The 16,964-nt window shown below is 64.4% G+C and carries 11 protein-coding genes; 7 read left to right on the top strand and 4 right to left on the bottom strand.

Translation table 11 applies throughout. The features are described 5' to 3' along the window. The first annotated feature begins 43 nt into the window (after positions 1-43). On the top strand, positions 44-2,302 hold the full coding sequence (locus tag H597_RS0119930; RefSeq protein WP_028103678.1) for a carbohydrate binding family 9 domain-containing protein: 2,259 nt from the start codon (positions 44-46) through the stop codon (positions 2,300-2,302). A 187-nt stretch (positions 2,303-2,489) separates the two neighbouring features. On the opposite strand, the gene H597_RS0119925 is transcribed toward H597_RS0119930, so the two are convergent. Next, the gene (locus tag H597_RS0119925; protein ID WP_035374794.1) at positions 2,490-4,616 is read right to left on the bottom strand and encodes a TonB-dependent receptor; all 2,127 of its coding nucleotides are present in this window, start codon (positions 4,614-4,616) and stop codon (positions 2,490-2,492) included. Between the two features lie 90 nt (positions 4,617-4,706). On the opposite strand from H597_RS0119925, the gene H597_RS31725 reads away from it, so the two are divergent. From H597_RS31725 to H597_RS0119900, 5 genes are all read left to right on the top strand, one after another. Next, positions 4,707-5,966, top strand: coding sequence for a PepSY-associated TM helix domain-containing protein (locus tag H597_RS31725; protein WP_051293950.1), 1,260 nt, complete (start codon positions 4,707-4,709; stop codon positions 5,964-5,966). A 20-nt stretch (positions 5,967-5,986) separates the two neighbouring features. After that, a complete protein-coding gene (locus tag H597_RS0119915) occupies positions 5,987-6,991 on the top strand; it encodes a sensor domain-containing diguanylate cyclase (RefSeq protein ID WP_028103676.1) in 1,005 nt (334 codons plus the stop codon). Between the two features lie 96 nt (positions 6,992-7,087). Next, on the top strand, positions 7,088-7,849 hold the full coding sequence (locus tag H597_RS0119910; RefSeq protein ID WP_028103675.1) for a TorF family putative porin: 762 nt from the start codon (positions 7,088-7,090) through the stop codon (positions 7,847-7,849). 10 nt (positions 7,850-7,859) lie between these two features. After that, positions 7,860-9,821 carry a methyl-accepting chemotaxis protein gene (locus H597_RS0119905; RefSeq protein ID WP_028103674.1) on the top strand — a complete coding sequence of 654 codons (1,962 nt, stop codon included), beginning with the start codon at positions 7,860-7,862 and terminating at the stop codon, positions 9,819-9,821. Positions 9,822-9,879: 58 nt separating this feature from the next. Next, positions 9,880-10,254 (top strand): four-helix bundle copper-binding protein, encoded by a 375-nt coding sequence (locus tag H597_RS0119900; RefSeq protein ID WP_028103673.1) that lies wholly within the window; start codon positions 9,880-9,882, stop codon positions 10,252-10,254. Here H597_RS0119900 and H597_RS31720 read toward each other — a convergent pair. Continuing rightward, a complete protein-coding gene (locus H597_RS31720; RefSeq protein ID WP_229632218.1) occupies positions 10,251-11,927 on the bottom strand; it encodes a sensor domain-containing diguanylate cyclase in 1,677 nt (558 codons plus the stop codon). The two genes, H597_RS0119900 and H597_RS31720, sit on opposite strands and share 4 nt — an antisense overlap. 353 nt (positions 11,928-12,280) lie before the next feature. Here H597_RS31720 and H597_RS0119890 point away from each other — a divergent pair, with 353 nt between their 5' ends. Beyond that, on the top strand, positions 12,281-14,575 hold the full coding sequence (locus H597_RS0119890) for an FdhF/YdeP family oxidoreductase (protein WP_028103672.1): 2,295 nt from the start codon (positions 12,281-12,283) through the stop codon (positions 14,573-14,575). Here H597_RS0119890 and H597_RS33445 read toward each other — a convergent pair. Both H597_RS33445 and H597_RS0119880 read right to left on the bottom strand, forming a co-directional pair. Then, positions 14,559-16,175 carry a sensor histidine kinase gene (locus H597_RS33445; protein ID WP_051293949.1) on the bottom strand — a complete coding sequence of 539 codons (1,617 nt, stop codon included), beginning with the start codon at positions 16,173-16,175 and terminating at the stop codon, positions 14,559-14,561. The two genes, H597_RS0119890 and H597_RS33445, sit on opposite strands and share 17 nt — an antisense overlap. After that, the gene (locus H597_RS0119880) at positions 16,172-16,921 is read right to left on the bottom strand and encodes a substrate-binding periplasmic protein (RefSeq protein ID WP_229632217.1); all 750 of its coding nucleotides are present in this window, start codon (positions 16,919-16,921) and stop codon (positions 16,172-16,174) included. Before H597_RS0119880 ends, H597_RS33445 begins: the two co-directional genes overlap by 4 nt. Positions 16,922-16,964 lie beyond the last annotated feature (43 nt).

Raw genomic sequence — 16,964 nt, 5'->3', positions numbered from 1 at the left:
GTTCGCTTGCCAGGAACGAATTGGCAAATCTATAATCCTGACCATGTTTGCCCGCAATTTTTTACGCCTGCTGGTCCTTTCCCAGTTTGCCGCCTCAGCTCCCCTGATCGCAGCCGAAAGCGAAAAGCCTGACCGCCGCGGCATCGCCGCGTACGTGTCGCAGCAAGCACTCCCCGTGCAGCTCGACGGCCGCCTTGACGAAGCGGCCTGGGAGCTCGCGCCCCTCAACGCACGCTTCTACCAATTCCAGCCGGAAGACGGCCGTGCAGCGCCGGAGCAATTGCGCACCACGGTAAAAGTACTGGTCGACCAGGACAGCCTGGTGTTTGGCATTCGCGCCTGGAACAGCGACCCGGAAAAGCTGGTCGGCGCGCTGGCGCGGCGCGACAAAGTGGCGCGCGACCAGGACTACATCGGCATCTGGATCGACCCGAGTGGCCACGGCCGATCGGCGCAATTCGTGCGCATCAATGTAGCGGGCGTCATGAGCGACGGCATCTACCGCGCCGACGAAGACGAAGAAGATCTCGGCCCCGACTATCCGGTGGAAAGCGCAGTCCAGCTCCTGCCAGATGGCTACACGATGGAAGTGCGCTGGCCGCTGGCCAGCCTGCGCTTCCCATATGGAGAAGCCAAACCTTGGCGCCTGATGGTCGAGCGCAGCGTACCGCATGCCGACGGCATGCTGCTGCTTAGCGCCCCGCTCGAGAAAGAATCGCTGCACTTCATCGCCGAGATGGAAGAACTCGAAGGCATGGAACAAGTGCTGCCGGTGGTGCAGGACAAACCCTATTGGGAACTGCGTCCCGAACTCACGCAACGCTTCAACAGCGACTACGGCCAGCGCAGCAGCAAGACCAATGTAGGCCTGGACATCAGCGCCCGCCCGCGCGCCGACTGGGTATTCAACGCCACGCTCAATCCCGACTTCTCGCAAGTCGAAATTGACGCGCCCACCAGCAACGGCACCAACCGCATCGCACTCAGCTTGCCCGAAAAGCGCCCCTTCTTCCTGGAAAGCGCGGACGTACTCGGCATGCGCCTGCCCGCGTTCTACTCGCGTACCGTCGCCGACCCGCGCTGGGGCATGCGCGCCACCTGGCGCGGCGCCGACGCCGACGCCACCGCGCTGGCGACGCAGGACCGCGCGGGCGCAGTAGTCATGCGCGGCAGCCCATACGAAACACAGGAGCACGCCAGTGCAGGCGACAGCAAGGCGACCCTGCTACGCGCACGCCAGCACGGCGGCGAAGTAGTGGCAGGCCTCTTCCTGTCCGACCGCGACTACGGCGGCGGCGCCCGCAACACCGTCCTTGGCATGGACGGCCAATGGCGCCCGCCATCGAAGGGCGACGGAAGCCTGCAACTGGCATGGACCGCCATGGCTTCGCGCACCACCGCACAATTCGACGCCGAAGGCCGCGCCGCGGCCGCGGAAGCGCGCAGCAGCGGCTATGGCTATGGCCGGATGAACTACAGCTCGGACGACTGGCTGAACATCGCCCAACTGGAAGTCATCGGCACCAGCTTCGCCAACGACAACGGCTTCGTCCCGCAAGCCGGCATCATCAAGGGCGACGTGGAACTGAATCGCCGCACCGGAGCCCGCAAACTGCTGCTCTTCGACGCGTACGAAACGGAACTGCACCTCGGCCTGCGGGAAAATCGCACAATGAAGCAGGAAACGGTGGAACGCTGGCTGCGGCCCGGCATCTGGTTCTATGCCGGACGGCAGACGCGCTATTGGGCCGACTTCGGCTTCGACCGCCAGCGTGGGCGGGCAGGTGCGGCACTGCACAAGACACCAGCCGCGCACATGGGCATTGAAAGCACGCCTTCGCCATGGTTCGTCAAGCTAAAGGGCGAACTGACGCTGGGCCGGCAGCTCGATGTGGAAGCGGACAAGGTCGGCAAGGGCGGCAAGCTGGAACTGGAAGCGAACCTGCGCTTCCCGCTGCCGGGCGGATGGAGTCTGGAATCGGACCACCAATGGAATCGCGCCTGGGTCGACCATGAAAACCTGCCGGACTTCAGCGACAGCGCCTGGCGCTGGGTTGGCACGCTGCACGCCACCCCGCGCGACGCGCTGAGAGTGATTGTGCAAAACACCTCATCGCAGCGCCAAGACCTGCCGCCGCAGATGCTGGAGCCGTGGAGCGAGCGTTACCGGCACCGCTCCCTGCTGTACAAACGCACCACGCGCCACGACCGCATCGTCTCGATCGGCGCCACGACCGACGCCAACGGCGCCTTACCCGGCGCCAACAAAGGCCTGACCCTGAAAGTACAGTGGGGCATTTGAAAGTCGGGGTCAGGTCTGTCATTTGGACACCGACAGCGCACCTTTGAGCTAGATCAAGACGGATCGATTGCGGTGCATGCCCCCAGATGGCGAATGTCGCATTTGCGTGCGTATTGAGATAAATCAAAGGTCAGGTCTGCGTGTCCAAATGACAGACCTGACCCCGACTTTGACCCCGACTTTGTTTTTAGAAGCTGCGGGCGAGGCTGACCGATAGCGTGCGGCCGCGGCCGGCGAAGTGCGCGCTTGGGTCTTTGTAGCTGACCGATTGCGGGTAGTAGCCGATGTATTGGCGGTCGGCCAGGTTTTCCATGCCTACGCCCAGCTTGCCCCATGGCGTGTCATAGCTGGCGGCCAGGTCCATCAGGGTGTAGCCGTTGAAGTGCTCTTCCAGGTTGCTGGTGCCGACCGTGCGGCCGATGTTGATGTCGCGGTCGAACAGGGTGGTCGCTTGCAGGCGGACGGTTGCCTTCGGCATGAATTGCCAGTTGGCGCCGGCCACCAGCTTGTCCGGGCCTTGCGAGCGGGCGCCAAGCGCGACGTCCAGCGGGGCGCCGGCGGCGGTGGCGGTCTTGCCCATCGTGCGGGCGTAGGAGCCGAATGCCGAGAATTGCTTCGTTGCGCGCAGTTCGCCCGATACTTCCCAGCCGCGTACCGTGGTCGGGACGCGATCGAGCTGGCCGATGCCGGCGGAGTTGACCCGCAGTGCGCTGCCCAGCTTGGAGCGCGAGTCGTAGAACGATGCGCCCAGGCTGCCCATGGCGCCGCGCCAGTTGACGCCGATTTCCTTGTTGCGGGTGATGACCGGTTCCATGTCGAACAGCTTGTCGACCGATTGGCCCGGCTTGTTCACTGCACGCAGCACCAGGCCCACATCCGGCAGGCCGAAGCCTTCTGCGCTGACGACGAAGGCCGACCAGTTCTGGCTGAAGCGCCATACCGCGCCGATATTTTTCACGTTCTTGCTAAAGGAGCGTTCTCCGCCTTGCACCAGGCGGCTGCCGTAGGCGGCAAGCGTGGTGTAGGTGTCGACGTTCAGTTTCGCGCTTTCATGGCGCACGCCGCCGCGTACCGTCAGCGGGCCGATCTCATATTCGAGTTGGCTGAATGGGGCCAGCGATGTGAAGTCCAGGGTGGGGACCCAGGTGCGCCCGGTGCCGGCCAACCATTGCTTGGTGCGGTCGCGCAGGTAGTCCAGGCCGGCGGTCAATTCCAGGCCTTCGATCGCGGTGTTGGGGCGTACGTAGGTGAGTTTGGCGCCGTATTTGTCGGCGACGACTTCCGATTGGTCGTACAGCGCGCCTTTCGGGGCGATGGCGGTGTCCTGGAAGGTGGAGGTGTTGGTGGCGCCGTAGAGCGAGGCGAAGTTCTGTTTGAAGATCTGGGCGTTGAAGCTGCCGCCCAGCAGGTCGTTGTGGCGGTATTCCAGGCTGCTGGTTTCGACTTTGTTGCGCGGCGGGGCGCCTGGTGGCGTGCCCGGTGTGGCGCTGGTCGGGATGCCTGCGGCGAAGTCGTCGTCGACGGGTTTGTAGTCGCCGTCGCCTTCCATGCGGAAGCGGTTGAGGGTCAGCTGCAGGCGCTGGTCGCCGAAGTTCTTGCCGATCTTGAAGAACAGGTCGGTGCCTTGCGCGTCCATGGTGTCACCTTGCACCGATTCGATGCCGAGCGGGCGGCCGTTGCCGTCGTAGCCCAGGCCGCGCTGCTGGATGCTGCCGAAGGCCATCAGGTCGAAATCGCCGGATTTGTGCTGCAGGGTATAGCCGGTCTTCCAGTCCAGGCTGTCGTGCCGCAGTTGGGACGACATGCGCACATTGACCGTTTGCGTGGTGCCTTCGGCTTTCGGCGATTTGGTGATGTAGTTGACGATGCCGCCGGTGGCGCCCATGCCCTGCATGGCGGAGGCGCCGTTGATCACTTCCACTCTTTCGATGATGGCGGTGTCGGCGACATAGCCTTCGCGCATGCCGCCGCGCAGCGGGTTGGTTTGCGGTACGCCGTCCAGCAGGATCAGGGTACTGCGGCCGCGCAGGGATTCGCCGGTGGAACTCATTTTCTGGCGGCTCGGGGCGTAGCCGGGGATATAGATGGCCAGGGCGGCGCTGGGGTCGTCGGCCAGCAGGTATTGGGCTTCCAGTTCTTTTTGCGAAATCACGCTGACCGCGCCGGGGATCTTGTCCACGCTCTTGCTGTTGCGGGTTGCCGTCACGACCACTTCCCTGATGGCTTCCCCGCTGCTTTGGGCCGTCGCGGCCTCGCTGGCGAGGGCGAGGCAGGCCAGTGCCACGGCACGGGGGAGGGGATTCAGCGTGGTCATACGGTAACTCCTAAAAAGAAAGAAACAAAACGAGGCAATGATAATCATTCTCATTTATAATTTCAAATACTTTATTGCTGATATAAGAGAATGCTGACCGGTTTGCTGCGTGCGCGGCTGCGCGATATCCACTTGTATGTGTCCCTGGTGTTTGGGGCGATTTTTGTTTCGGCCGGCCTGACGGGCGTGGCCATCGCCTGGATGCATGAATTGGATGGGGCCTTGAATCCGCGCCTGCTGCGTTCGGCGGGCGTCCAGTCCGCTGCGCCGCGCGTGGCGCCGACGCCGGCCCAGGCCCAGGCGGCGGTCGATAAGCTGGCCGCTGAACCGGGCTTCGGCAAGCCTTCACTGCTGATGCTGCCGTTTGAAGCGGATGATGTGTACGTGGCCTGGTACCGCAAGCCGAACAAGGAAAAGGGCGTTTTCGCTACCGACATCTCGCGCCAGGTGATGCTGGACCGGAATACGCTGCAAATCCTGGGCGAGCGCAATTACGGCGAGTTTGGCTTGTCGCGCCCGCTGCTCATGCCGACCCTGTTCCATGTGCACCGCTATCTGTTCGCCGGTGAGGTGGGCAAGACCGTGGTCGGCATTTCCGGCCTGCTGCTGGCAGTGACTTCGCTGCTCGGCTTCGCTTTGTGGTGGCCGAAACCTGGCCTGGCCAGCCTGCGCAAGTCGCTTGCCGTGCGCGGTGCCATCACGTCGCGCCAGTTCCATTTCAGTTTCCACCGTTCGGCCGGCTTCTTCATGGCGCCGATCCTGGCGGTACTCGGTTTTACCGGTCTGGCGATGAACTTGCCGGACTGGGTGCGCCCGGTGGTTGGGGCGGTGGCGACCTTGGAAGCGAACGGCAAGCTGGCGAACGGTCCGGCGGATGGCCGCAAACCGATCAGCGTGGCCGCGGCGCTGGAGGCGGCGCAGCGGCATGTTCCCGCGGGCCGTCTGTCGCGTGTGTCGCTGGGTTCGGACAAGGCGCCGTTCGAGGTCCGCATGCGCCAGCCGGATGAGGTGCGCAAGGACGATGGCTTGACCCGCGTCAGCGTGGATGCGTTCAGTGGCGCGGTGCTGCGCGTGCGCGACCCGCTCAAGGCGGCGGCGGGCGATACTTTCTTCAACTGGCAGTTCCCGCTGCACACCGGCGAGGCGTTTGGCCTGGCGGGCCGCGTGCTGGTCTCGTTCTGCGGCCTGGCACCCCTTCTGTTCATGGCGACCGGCCTGGTGCTGTGGCTGGGGCGCCGCTCCCTGCGGCGCCGGGCGCATACCGCGGCGGCGACGTCCAGCGCCGGGAATGTTAAATATGTTGCCAACAGGTCACAGATGGGTCACACTGAGGGTTGTGAGAATGTGTGAGATTTTGTGCCTGTTGCGCGATGAACGGACTGAACCTTAACCCGGCACTATTGCTGGAAATCATCAATCTACAAACCGATATCGCCCGCCAGGGTCTCGATTTGGGCGGCGTGATGCAGCTGGTATGCCAGCGTGCCGGTGCCCTGTGCGGCGCTTCCGCCGCCGTGGTCGAACTGGCCGAAGGCGGCGAGATGGTGTACCGCGCCGCCGCCGGCGTTGCCGAGGGCGCGCTGGGACTGCGGCTGAAACGCGATGGCAGCCTGTCCGGACTGTGCGTGGCGGAAGACAGGATTTTGCGCTGCGACGATTCCGAAACCGATGCGCGGGTCGATCGCGAGGCGTGCCGCAAGGTGGGCTTGCGCTCCATGCTGGTGGTGCCGCTGCGCCATGAGGGGCAGAGCGTCGGCGTGCTGAAAGTAGGGGCGCCGCAGACCGATGCGTTCGGGCAGCAGCAGGCGCAAATCCTCGGTTTGCTGTCGGAGCTGATTGGCGCGGCCATTTTCCATGCCGTGCAATACGAGTCCAGCGACCTGTATTACCGGGCCACGCACGATGCCCTGACCAGCCTGGCCAACCGCGCGCTGTTCTATGACCGCCTGCGCCAGCAACTGGCCCAGGCCAAGCGCGGCAGCGGCAATGTGGCGGTGCTCAATATCGATATGGATGGACTGAAAGCCATCAACGACAACCTCGGCCATCGGGCCGGCGACGCCGCCATCTGCCAGGTGGCCACGCGTATCGCGCGCGAGCTGCGGCAGGAAGACTTGGCGGCCCGCTTGGGCGGCGATGAATTCGGCATTCTCTTGTGCGGCTCGGTCGACCGCGACGGCGTGGGTAAAAAATGCAACAGCATCACCCATGCCATCGGCGCGCCGTTCGAATTTGAAGGCCGCGCCTTGCGGCTGGGCGCCAGCATCGGTTACGCCGTCACGCCGGATGATGGGCAGGAGATGGACCAGTTGATCGAATTGGCCGACAAGGCCATGTACCGCGTCAAGCAGGCGCGCAAGGCGGTCGCCGCGTAGTATTGCCGCAACGTTCTGCTCGGCTATCAGCGCAAGATGAATGATTTGCATCTAGTATAGCTTTCACGTCCCCGACTAAATGAAAGCGAGGGTAGGATGCGACGCTGCTTATGGCTTGCCATGCTGTTCTCCAATGCGGTTCAGGCGGAGGAGGCACCCGCCGCTCCGACCTTGACCACCACCGTTACCGCCGCCAGCCAGTATGTGTCGCGCGGGATCCGGCAGACCTGGGGCCATCCGGCCTTGCAGGTCGGCGTGGATTATGTCCACCCCAGCGGCTTGATTGCCGGCACCTGGGCTTCCAACGTCAGCGATAAATTCGTTGAACAAGGCAAGGTGGAGTGGGACCTGTACGCCGGCTATTCCGCGACCGCGGGCGATATCGGCTACAGCGTGGTCCTGTACGAATATCTCTACCCGGGCGCCAAGGTCAGTTTCAACGATACGACCTTCAACTACACCGAGCTTTCCCTGGGCCTGACCTACAAGGCTGCCTACATCAAATACAACTACACCGTCAGCCCGCATTTCTTCGGCATCCGCGATGGCCGCGGCACGGGCTACCTGGACGTGGGCCTGAACCTCGACCTCGGCGAGGGCTATACGCTGAACCTGCATGCCGGCGACGCGCATGTGGGCGGGCCCGGCAACGATATTTGGGATTGGCGCGATGTGAAGGCGGGGGTGACCAAGACCTTGCAGGACGGCTGGTCGGTGGCCGGCGCCGTTACGCGCGGCAAGGGGGCCACCAATGTCTATCGCGATTACACCAACGGTGTGCCCGATGCGGCAGGCAAGCTCGCATTTTCGAATGCCGAGAAAACCACCTTTGTCGTGAGCGTGGCCAAGACTTTCTGAGGAGTGCTGTATGTTGTCGAAATTGTCGCTGAATGCGAAGATCTGCGTTGCAGCAACGCTGCTGGTTGTCGTCAGCCTGGCTGTCACGGCGGCGGTGACCGGATACAAGAGCAGCCGTACCGCGGAGCAGGACGCGATGAATCTGGCGCGCACGCAGGCCGGGGCCGCGGCCTCGGCGCTGCAGTCGCGTATCGGGCGCAACCTGGCGACCATCATCCAGCTCGGGGCGAGCCAGCGCGCCACGCGCGGCGCAAACGTTGCATTGTCGCGCGAGCAGACCGGCGAAATTACCAAGTCCGCCTTGCTCAGTTCCGATGACCTGGTCGGGGCGGCGGTCACCTGGGAGCCGAATGCGCTGGACGCGAAGGATGCCGACTTCGCCGACAAGAAGCCGGAATTCGACGCCACCGGGCGTTATATGCCGTACTACACGCGGGCACCCGGCGGCGGCATCAATGTCGAGCCCATCGTCTTCGACCCGAAGCCCGGCGCGAACGACTGGTATGACATTCCCAAGCGTACCGGCAAGGTGTTCTTCACCGAGCCTTATTCCTATCCCGTCAACGGCAAGGACGTGCTGATGGCATCCCTGGTTGCGCCGATCATGATCGACGGCAAATTCAAGGGAACCGCCAGCGCGGACTTCATGCTGACGCGGCTGGGCGAGATCCTCAAGGACATGAAATCGATCGAAGGCGGCCGCCTGTCGCTGGTGTCGAATGGGGGACTGTACGCCAGCAATCCGACGGAAGCCCTGGTGGGCAAGCCTGCCGCCGATATCCCGAAAGAGGGCCTGGACAGCATCAGCAAGGGCAAGGTCTATGAATATGAGGATAAGCAGGGCGTGGCGCACCTGATCCAGCCGATGGTACTGCATCCCGATATCGCACCGTGGGCGGTGAAAATGAGCTTCCCGCGCGCGGTGGCCACGGCGTCGGCGCGCGAACTGCTAATGTACACCTTGCTGGTGTCTTTGCTGTGCGCGGTGGCGGCCGGGATGATTCTGGTCGCCGTCCTGTTCCGCCTGACCCAGCCCCTGCGTGAACTGGGCAGCGCCATGTCCGGCCTGGCCAGCGGCAACGCCGACCTGAGTGCGCGGCTGGAAGTGCGCGGCAACGACGAGCTGGCAGTGATCGGCACCGGCTTCAATGCCTTTGTCGCCAAGATCCATTCCGTCCTGGCGCGCGTGCGCGAATCGTCCGATAGCGTCGCCACGGCCAGCACCGAAATCCGGCAGGGCAACGCCGACCTTTCCGCGCGTACCGAGCAGCAGGCCAGCGCGCTGGAGGAAACCGCCGCCACCATGGAGCAGTTGACCAGCACCGTCAAGCAGAACGCCGACAATGCGCGCCAGGCCAACCAGCTGGCGGCGCGCGCTTCGGAGGTGGCGACGCGCGGCGGCGAAGTCGTGGCGCAGGTGGTGGACACCATGGCCTCGATCAATGATTCCTCGCGCAAGGTGGTCGACATCATTTCGGTGATCGACGGCATCGCCTTCCAGACCAATATCCTGGCGCTGAACGCAGCGGTCGAAGCGGCGCGGGCCGGAGAGCAGGGACGCGGCTTCGCCGTCGTGGCCAGCGAAGTGCGCAATCTGGCCCAGCGCAGCGCCGCGGCAGCCCGGGAAATCAAGGAGCTGATCGGCAATTCGGTCGACCAGGTGGAAGCGGGCAGCGCGCTGGTGGCGCAGGCCGGCAACACGATGGAAGAAGTGGTGGCCAGCGTGCGGCGCGTGACCGACGTCGTCAGCGAAATCAGCGCGGCCAGCGGTGAGCAGAGCAACGGCATCGGCCAGGTCAACCAGGCGATCAGCCAGATGGACAGCGTAACCCAGCAAAATGCAGCCCTGGTCGAACAGGCCGCCGCCGCGGCGGAAAGCCTGCAGCAGCAGGCCGCAACGCTGGTCGACCTGGTCGGCGAATTCCGCTTGGCCCAAGGCGAGCCGGGACGGGCGCTGGCCCTGCGCGGGTAAGCGTGCGAGCCTGATTATGTGGCGGTGCTAGTCTGGCGCTTTCCGAAAGGAGGCCGCCATGCGCCAGCAACAGTACCAGACCTGCATCGAAGCCTGCAACGATTGCGCCGCTGCCTGCGACCATTGCGCCGCCACCTGCCTGCAGGAGCCGGACGTGGCCAGCCTGGCCCACTGTATCGCCATCGACACTGACTGCGCCCAAGTCTGCCGCGCCTGCGTCGGCCTGATGCAGCGCGGCAGCAAGCTCGCGTCCCGCCTGTGCGAAGCCTGCGCCGAGATTTGCGAGGCCTGCGCCGACGAATGCGGACAGCACGCCCACGAACATTGCAAGGATTGCGCCATCGCCTGCCGCCGCTGCGCCAGCGAATGCCGCAATATGGCCGGCATGGTGCAGTCCCAGGTCAGGGCGGCGGGCGTGCCGGCCCGCCATTAAAGCCGGGCCGAGGGCCAGGTCTTCTTGTCCTTCTCCGTCTTGGAAGGGGCGCCGAAGTCGCGGACCGACAGGATGCGTTCGGCGCCCACCGTGTTCACCGCAAAGCCGTTGCGGCCGGCCGCCTTGACGCAGTAGAGCGCCTGGTCGGCGGCCAGCATCACCTTGTCGACATCGGCCGGCAGCTCAGTCGTCAGGGCGATGCCGATGCTGGCGGTAACGTTCAACGGCCTGCCGCCTACCGCGAACGGGGCCTGCATGGCCGCGACGATCTTCTCGCCCAGCAGGTTGATGTCATGGCCGGTCTCGAGGTGCTCGAACACGATGACGAATTCATCGCCCGCGATGCGCGCCACGGTATCGGTGCTGCGCACGGCGTCGCGCAGGCGGTCGGCAAACTGGATCAGCACGGCATCGCCCGCCTGGTGGCCGAAATTATCGTTGATGCCCTTGAAGTAATCGATGTCGAGCACCGCCAGACCGATTTGCTGGCCGGCGCGGACCGCGCGCTTCAGCGCCTGCGGGAAGAACTCGTCGAACATGCGGCGGTTGTGGGCCCCGGTCAGCGGATCGGTGGTGGCCAGGCGCTGCAGATTGCGTTCGGCCATCTGCTGCTGGCGCGCGACCTGGTAAAAGGCGCGGCTCAGGTGGCCGAACTCGTCGCCCCGCTTACTGTTGAACTGTTCGATATCGTGCTGGTCGCCGCCAAGGGCGCGCACCTGGCCATACATCCGGTACAGCGGCGCGAGCATGGCGCGCATCAGCAACCAAGCCAACAGGCCAGCCGCCAGCGCCACCACGGAGGCGGCCACCAGGGCGCGCCAGCGCAGGCTGGCCATGGCGGCGAAGACGTCGTGGATGGGGAAGGACACCGCCAGCGTCCAATCGGCATTGTGCAGGCGTTTATGCGCCAAGAGCACAGGCTTGCCATCGTCGCTGGCGTCGTCGCGCCAGCCCTCGGGTTCGGAGAGGACGGACCGCACCAGCGTCCCCGGGCCGGCCGCCTGGGTCAATACGCGCGCAGGATCCGGGTGATACAGCGTGGTGCCGTCGGCGGTCACGATGAACAGATAGCCTTCCGCCTTGCCGCGCAGGGCATTGAGCTGGCCGGCGAAGGCGGGACGCTGCAGGTCGATGGTGCCGACCAGGATGTAATCGATCCTCCCGGCGCGGTCCAGCACCGGCTGGGTGATCGCGACCACAGGGCGGCCCGACAGCACGCTGCGGAACGGCGCCGAGACGATGCCTTCCCGGGCGGCCAGCGTATCGCGGAAATACTGGCGGGTCTTGCTATTGAGCTTGCCGAGCATGCGCCGGTCTTCCAGGTTGGCGATCAGTTCGCCGTCCCGGGAATAGGCGGTCACGTTGAAGAATTCGTCGCGCAGCGCCACGCGCACTTCGAGCTGGGACTGGATCTTGTCATGCGGGATGGGCTCCGACTGCAAGCTTTCGGATAGCACGCGCAAGACTAGTTGTTTGGAAGCGAGGTCGCGGTCCAGATAGGCCGCAGCACTGGACAGCATCGACATTTCCTGCGCGCCGATGACCTTGCGCATCTCCTGTTCGGCGACCAGCAACGACGCGCCGCCGACCAGGATGGTGGCGCACATGACCATCAGCACCAGCAGGGCTGAAATCTTGAACTTGAACGTCTGGAGTCTGGGAATCTGGCGCACAACCATCTCCTGAGAGGGAGAATGCAGGCGAGGGTTTGGCCTTGGGGAAGTTCGCGCAGGGGTGAGGCGCAGGCGAAGTATAAAGCAACACCGGGACAGCTGCTACCGCCGCACATCGGTCGTTGTTAAGCAGCAACTCCAACAGTCGGGGTCAGGTCTGTCATTCGGACACGCGAAGACGACTTTTGATAAACCTCAATACGCACCCAAAATAGCAAACGAGGCGAATGCCGATGGATGCTATTTGCTCCGTTTTGATATTTGTCAAAAGTGCGCTCTGGCTGTCCAAATGACAGACCTGACCCCGGCTTTATGTTAACATCGCCGCCTCACCAGTTTGGCCGGAGATCCCCGTGCAGCATCCTATTCGTTTCTATGACAAACCCGCCGGCGGCCTCGGTTCGCTGAACGGCACCACCAAGGCTTTGCGCAGCAATAGCGTGTTGCCGGCGTTGAAAGTCCTGCCGCAGCTGAACCAGCCGGGCGGAGTGGATTGCCCTGGTTGCGCTTATCCGGATTCGCCCAAGGACAAGTCGGTCGATTTCTGCGAGCAGGGCGCTTGGGCTATTGCGCATGAGACCACGCGCCTGCGCGCGTCCCCGGACTTTTTCGCCGGGCACACGCTGGCAAGCTTGCGCACGCGCGCGGAGTGGGAGTTGGAGGGCTTCGGCCGCTTGACCGCTCCCATGCTGTATGACCGCGCCAGCGATACCTACCGCGAGATCGGGTGGGATGAGGCGTTCAAGCTTGCCGCTGGCGCTTTGCGCGCGCTCGATGCGCCCAGCCGCGCGGTGTTCTACGCGTCCGGCCGCAGCAGCAATGAGGCGGCGTTCCCTTACCAGCTGTTCGCGCGCGCTTTCGGCACCAATAATATGCCCGATTCGTCGAACTATTGCCATGAGTCGTCGGGCATGGCGCTCGGTACTACCCTGGGTGTGGGCAAGGCCACCATCACGCGCGAGGATTTCGAGCACGCCGATGCCATCTTCGTGTTCGGCCAGAATCCGGCCACCAACCATCCGCGTATGCTGGGCGATCTGCGCGAGGCGTCGCTGCGCGGTTGCCGCATCGCGGCCTTCAATCCGATGCTGGAGCCGGGTTTGCGCGGCTTTGCCGATCCGCAGTCGCCGCTTGAGACGCTGACCGGACGCGGTACTCGTATCGCCAGCGAGTACTTCCAGGTGCGCGTGGGCGGCGACCTGGCCGCTATCACCGGCATCTGCAAGGCGGTGCTGGAGGCGGAGGATGCGGGCGGCAAGGTGCTGGACCGCGATTTCATCGCGCGCCATACCAGCGGTTTCGAGGATTTCGCCGCGACCGTGCGGGCGCAGGATTGGCAGCGCATCGAACTCGATAGCGGCCTGCCGCGCGCGCAGATTGAGAAGGCGGCGGCGATGTATATGGCGTCCAAGGCCACCATCGCTACCTGGTGCATGGGGCTGACCCAGCACGAGTATGCGATCGAGACGATTCAGATGCTGGTCAATCTCATGCTCTTGCGCGGCAACGTGGGCCGGCCCGGCGCCGGCCTGATGCCAGTGCGCGGCCATTCGAATGTGCAGGGCGACCGCACGGTGGGTGTGACCAACCGCCCGAAGAAGGAGTGGCTGGAAGGCCTGGAACGTGTGTTCGGCTTCAAGCCGCCGGCGCAGCATGGGCTGGATGCGGTGGCGGCCATCAACGGCATCATCGACGGTTCGGTGCATGCCTTCCTCGGCCTGGGCGGCAATTTCGCCGTGGCCGGTCCGGATTCCCCGCGCGTGCTGGCGGCGATGGAGGGCTTGCAGCTGACCGTGCATATTGCCACCAAGCTGAATCGCACCCACTTGCATCCGGGCCGTGTCGGCCTGCTGCTGCCTTGCCTGAGCCGCACCGAGCGCGATGAGCAGGCCGGCGGCCGCCAGTTTGTCAGCGTCGAGGATACGGCGAGCATGGTGCACGCTTCCGCCGGGCGCGGCGATCCAGCCAGCGCCAAGCTGCGCTCCGAACCGCATATCGTGACCGAGCTGGCGCGCCATACGCTGGGCGAGTCGCAGCTTCCATGGCAGGCCATGGGCAGCGATTACGCGGTGACGCGTGAATTGATCGAGAAGGTGGCGCAGACCGCGGTGGCCGGTTTTGAGCAATACAACGAGCGCATTACGCAGCCGCGCGGTTTCCATTTGCCGAACAGCGCCCGCCTGCGCGAGTGGAAGACTGCCAGCGGCAAGGCGCAGTTCACCGCCATTGCCCTGCCGCGGGACACCATCATGGGCCGCGCCCGCGCCGCTTTCGGCGATGCTGTGCTGTGCCTGGCCACCGTGCGTGCCCACCGCCAGTACAACACCACCGTTTACCGCGACACCACCGGCGAAGTGGACCGCTACCGCGGCGTGCACCATACGCGCAAGGTGTTGTTCATTTCCGCCGCTACCATGGCGCGCCTGGGCTTGAGCGACGGCCAAAAGGTCGACGTCCATGCGGCATCGCCGGACGGCATTGCGCGCCAATGCAGCGGCTACCAGCTGGTGCAGTACGACGTGCCCGATGGCGACGTGTTCGGTTATTTCCCCGAGCTGACGCCCCTGATTTCCCCGCAGCTGGTGGCACGCGGCTCGCTCACGCCCGCTTTCAAGGAAGTGCCGGTCCTGCTCAAGGCTTCGGAATAATCGGCTCTTCGTGGTGCATCGGCGCGTCGAGCGGGATGGTGATGCGAAAGGTGGTGCCTGCGCCCAGGGCGCTGTCGACATGGATCTTGCCGCCCAGGATGGTGGTGACGATGTTGTGCACGATGTTCAGGCCCAGGCCTGAGCGGCCTTCGCTCATGCGGGTGGTGAAGAAGGGATCGAAGATACGATTGAGGTTGCCGGAGGCGATGCCGGCGCCGTCGTCGCGGATGATGATGTCGGCCTGCTCGCCGGTGGGCACCGGCACCGTGATGTCGATGCGGCCGTGCGCGCGCTGGTGGAAGCCATGCAGGATGGCGTTGTTAACCAGGGCTGCCAGCACTTGACCCAAGGGGCCCGGATAGCTGTCCATGGCAACCAGCGAGGCCACGTTCACCGTCACCTGGTACGGCGTTTTGCGCAGCTCGGGGGCCATGGTGTCCATATTTTCCTGGATCACCGCGCCCAGGTCGAATTTGCGCCGCTTGGAGGTGGTGCGGTCGACGGCGACCTGCTTGAAGCTGGAGACCAGGCCGGCCGCGCGCTCGATATTGCGGGTCAGCAGTTCGCCGATGCCCTCGGCGTCGTCGAGGAACTTGCGCATGTCGGAGCGCCGCATGCCGCCTTCGAAGGTCTCGGCCAGGGCGCGCACCTTGTCGTGCAGCGTGCTGGCAGCCACCAGGCTGTTGCCGATCGGCGTATTGAGTTCGTGCGCAACGCCCGCCACCATCGAGCCCAGGGCCGCCAGGCGCTCGCTGCGCGCCAGTTCATCCTGCGCGTGGCGCGCCGCTTCCGTGCGCTCGGCCACGCGCCGTTCCAGCGATTCGTTGAGTACCGCCAGCTCTTCATACAGGATGGCCTTTTCCGACAGGCCGGCCAGGATGTTTTCCCGCATTTCGTTGATTTTGTTGGCCAGCAGGTCGAGTTCCGTGTTGCCGGCCCGCTGCAGCTTCAGTGGCGAGCTGCCCAGGTTGCCGATGTTCAGGTGGCCCACATAGTCGCTCAATTGCTGCAGCGGCTCGCCCAGCCAATGCCGCACCACCAGCACGAAGATGAACCATAGCGCCAGGGTCTTGATGACCGAGTTCACCAGGATCAGGAAGAAGCCGTACTGCACCTGGTTGACCACGATGCGCCGGTTGGAATACACGGTCCACTTGCCGATTTCCTGCATGCTGCCGTTTTCCATCTTGTAGGTAATGGGGAATTGACGGCTGAAGATTTCGCCGAACAGGCCGTCGTCGCCGTGCGGCGGCGCCAGGCGGCCGTTGTCCTGTGCCTGCATATGCTTGCCGTGTTCGTCCAGCACCGTGCCGACAGCCCGCACCAGCTTGCCCTGGTCGTCGACCACCTTGATGCCGACCACGATGGGGAGCTCTTTCATGCCGGTCAGGATGCCGCGCATGATGTCGTCGTTGAAGCGCCACATGGCGTCCGCGATGCCGGGACCGAAGGTGTGCTGCATCGCTTCGATTTCGCTTTCGACGCGGGTGCGCGTGTGCTTGTATTCGGCGGTCAGCTGGACCGCGGTGACCAGCGCCGTGACAAGAAAATAGCAGCCGAAGATGATGCGCAGCAGGCGCGCGGCGATCGAGCGTGTCATTTGAACCAGCGCTCCTCGATTTCCCTGTAGCGCGGCGAGTGGCGCAGCTTTGCGTAGCCTTCGTTGAAGCGCGCCAGCATCGCCGCGCTGTCGGGCGCCACCTTGCTGAAGGCGATGAAGAGGTCGGGCGTGGCGACTGTGCCGACCAGCTCGAAGCGGCCGGCGAATTCCTGCGCCTTGCTGCGGAACAGGGCGTTGGCGATGCGCTCTTCCGCCGCCATGTATTCGATGCGGCCGGCCATCAGCATGCGGAAGCCGTATTCGTTCTTGTCCACGACAAGGCGCTGGATGCGCGTATTGACGTCGAATTCCTCCCCGTACTCGTAGTCGCGCTGGACGCCGACCGTATGGCCTTCCAGGTCTTTGGTGCGCAAACCATGCGCGCGCGATCCGGCGCGGGCGTAAATATTCATGCGGGTGGAGAAGAGCGGCAAGCGGGGCCACAGGTAGTGGGGGGCGACCAGGCTGTTAGGCACGGCATCGAAGCAGGCCGTCAGGCGGCCCGCCCGGGTGTCGGCCATGCAGCGCGAGTAGGGCAGCGCTTTGAATTGCACCTCGACGCCGGCCCGGGCATAGGCTTCGCGCACCACGTCGACGGCAAAGCCGAGCGCTTCCTGCTTCTGGGCCGACGAGTAGGGCGCCCAGTCGTCTTCCGCCCCGATGACGACCGTCGGGCCGGCAAACGCGCACATGGCCGGTATGGCAAGCATTACGGCGAGGCAGGCGGTCAGGAGCGCGCGGAACATGACGGATGACACCGTATGGGGGCTGTATGCATCAAGGCAAGTA

It is taken from the genome of Pseudoduganella violaceinigra DSM 15887 (assembly GCF_000425385.1).
Taxonomy (GTDB): domain Bacteria; phylum Pseudomonadota; class Gammaproteobacteria; order Burkholderiales; family Burkholderiaceae_D; genus Rugamonas; species Rugamonas violaceinigra.
The sequence above is the reverse complement of the archived record's forward strand: the minus strand, read 5'-3'. Positions and strand labels throughout refer to the sequence as shown.

Bases quoted from the DNA above. Each gene is read 5' to 3' on its own strand.
- H597_RS33445 (WP_051293949.1), bottom strand. From the start codon at position 16,175: ATGACACGCTCGATCGCCGCGCGCCTGCTGCGCATCATCTTCGGCTGC.
- H597_RS31725 (WP_051293950.1), top strand. From the start codon at position 4,707: ATGCTGACCGGTTTGCTGCGTGCGCGGCTGCGCGATATCCACTTGTAT.
- H597_RS0119925 (WP_035374794.1), bottom strand. From the start codon at position 4,616: ATGACCACGCTGAATCCCCTCCCCCGTGCCGTGGCACTGGCCTGCCTC.
- H597_RS0119900 (WP_028103673.1), top strand. From the start codon at position 9,880: ATGCGCCAGCAACAGTACCAGACCTGCATCGAAGCCTGCAACGATTGC.
- H597_RS0119880 (WP_229632217.1), bottom strand. From the start codon at position 16,921: ATGTTCCGCGCGCTCCTGACCGCCTGCCTCGCCGTAATGCTTGCCATA.
- H597_RS0119910 (WP_028103675.1), top strand. From the start codon at position 7,088: ATGCGACGCTGCTTATGGCTTGCCATGCTGTTCTCCAATGCGGTTCAG.
- H597_RS0119930 (WP_028103678.1), top strand. From the start codon at position 44: ATGTTTGCCCGCAATTTTTTACGCCTGCTGGTCCTTTCCCAGTTTGCC.
- H597_RS0119915 (WP_028103676.1), top strand. From the start codon at position 5,987: ATGAACGGACTGAACCTTAACCCGGCACTATTGCTGGAAATCATCAAT.
- H597_RS0119905 (WP_028103674.1), top strand. From the start codon at position 7,860: ATGTTGTCGAAATTGTCGCTGAATGCGAAGATCTGCGTTGCAGCAACG.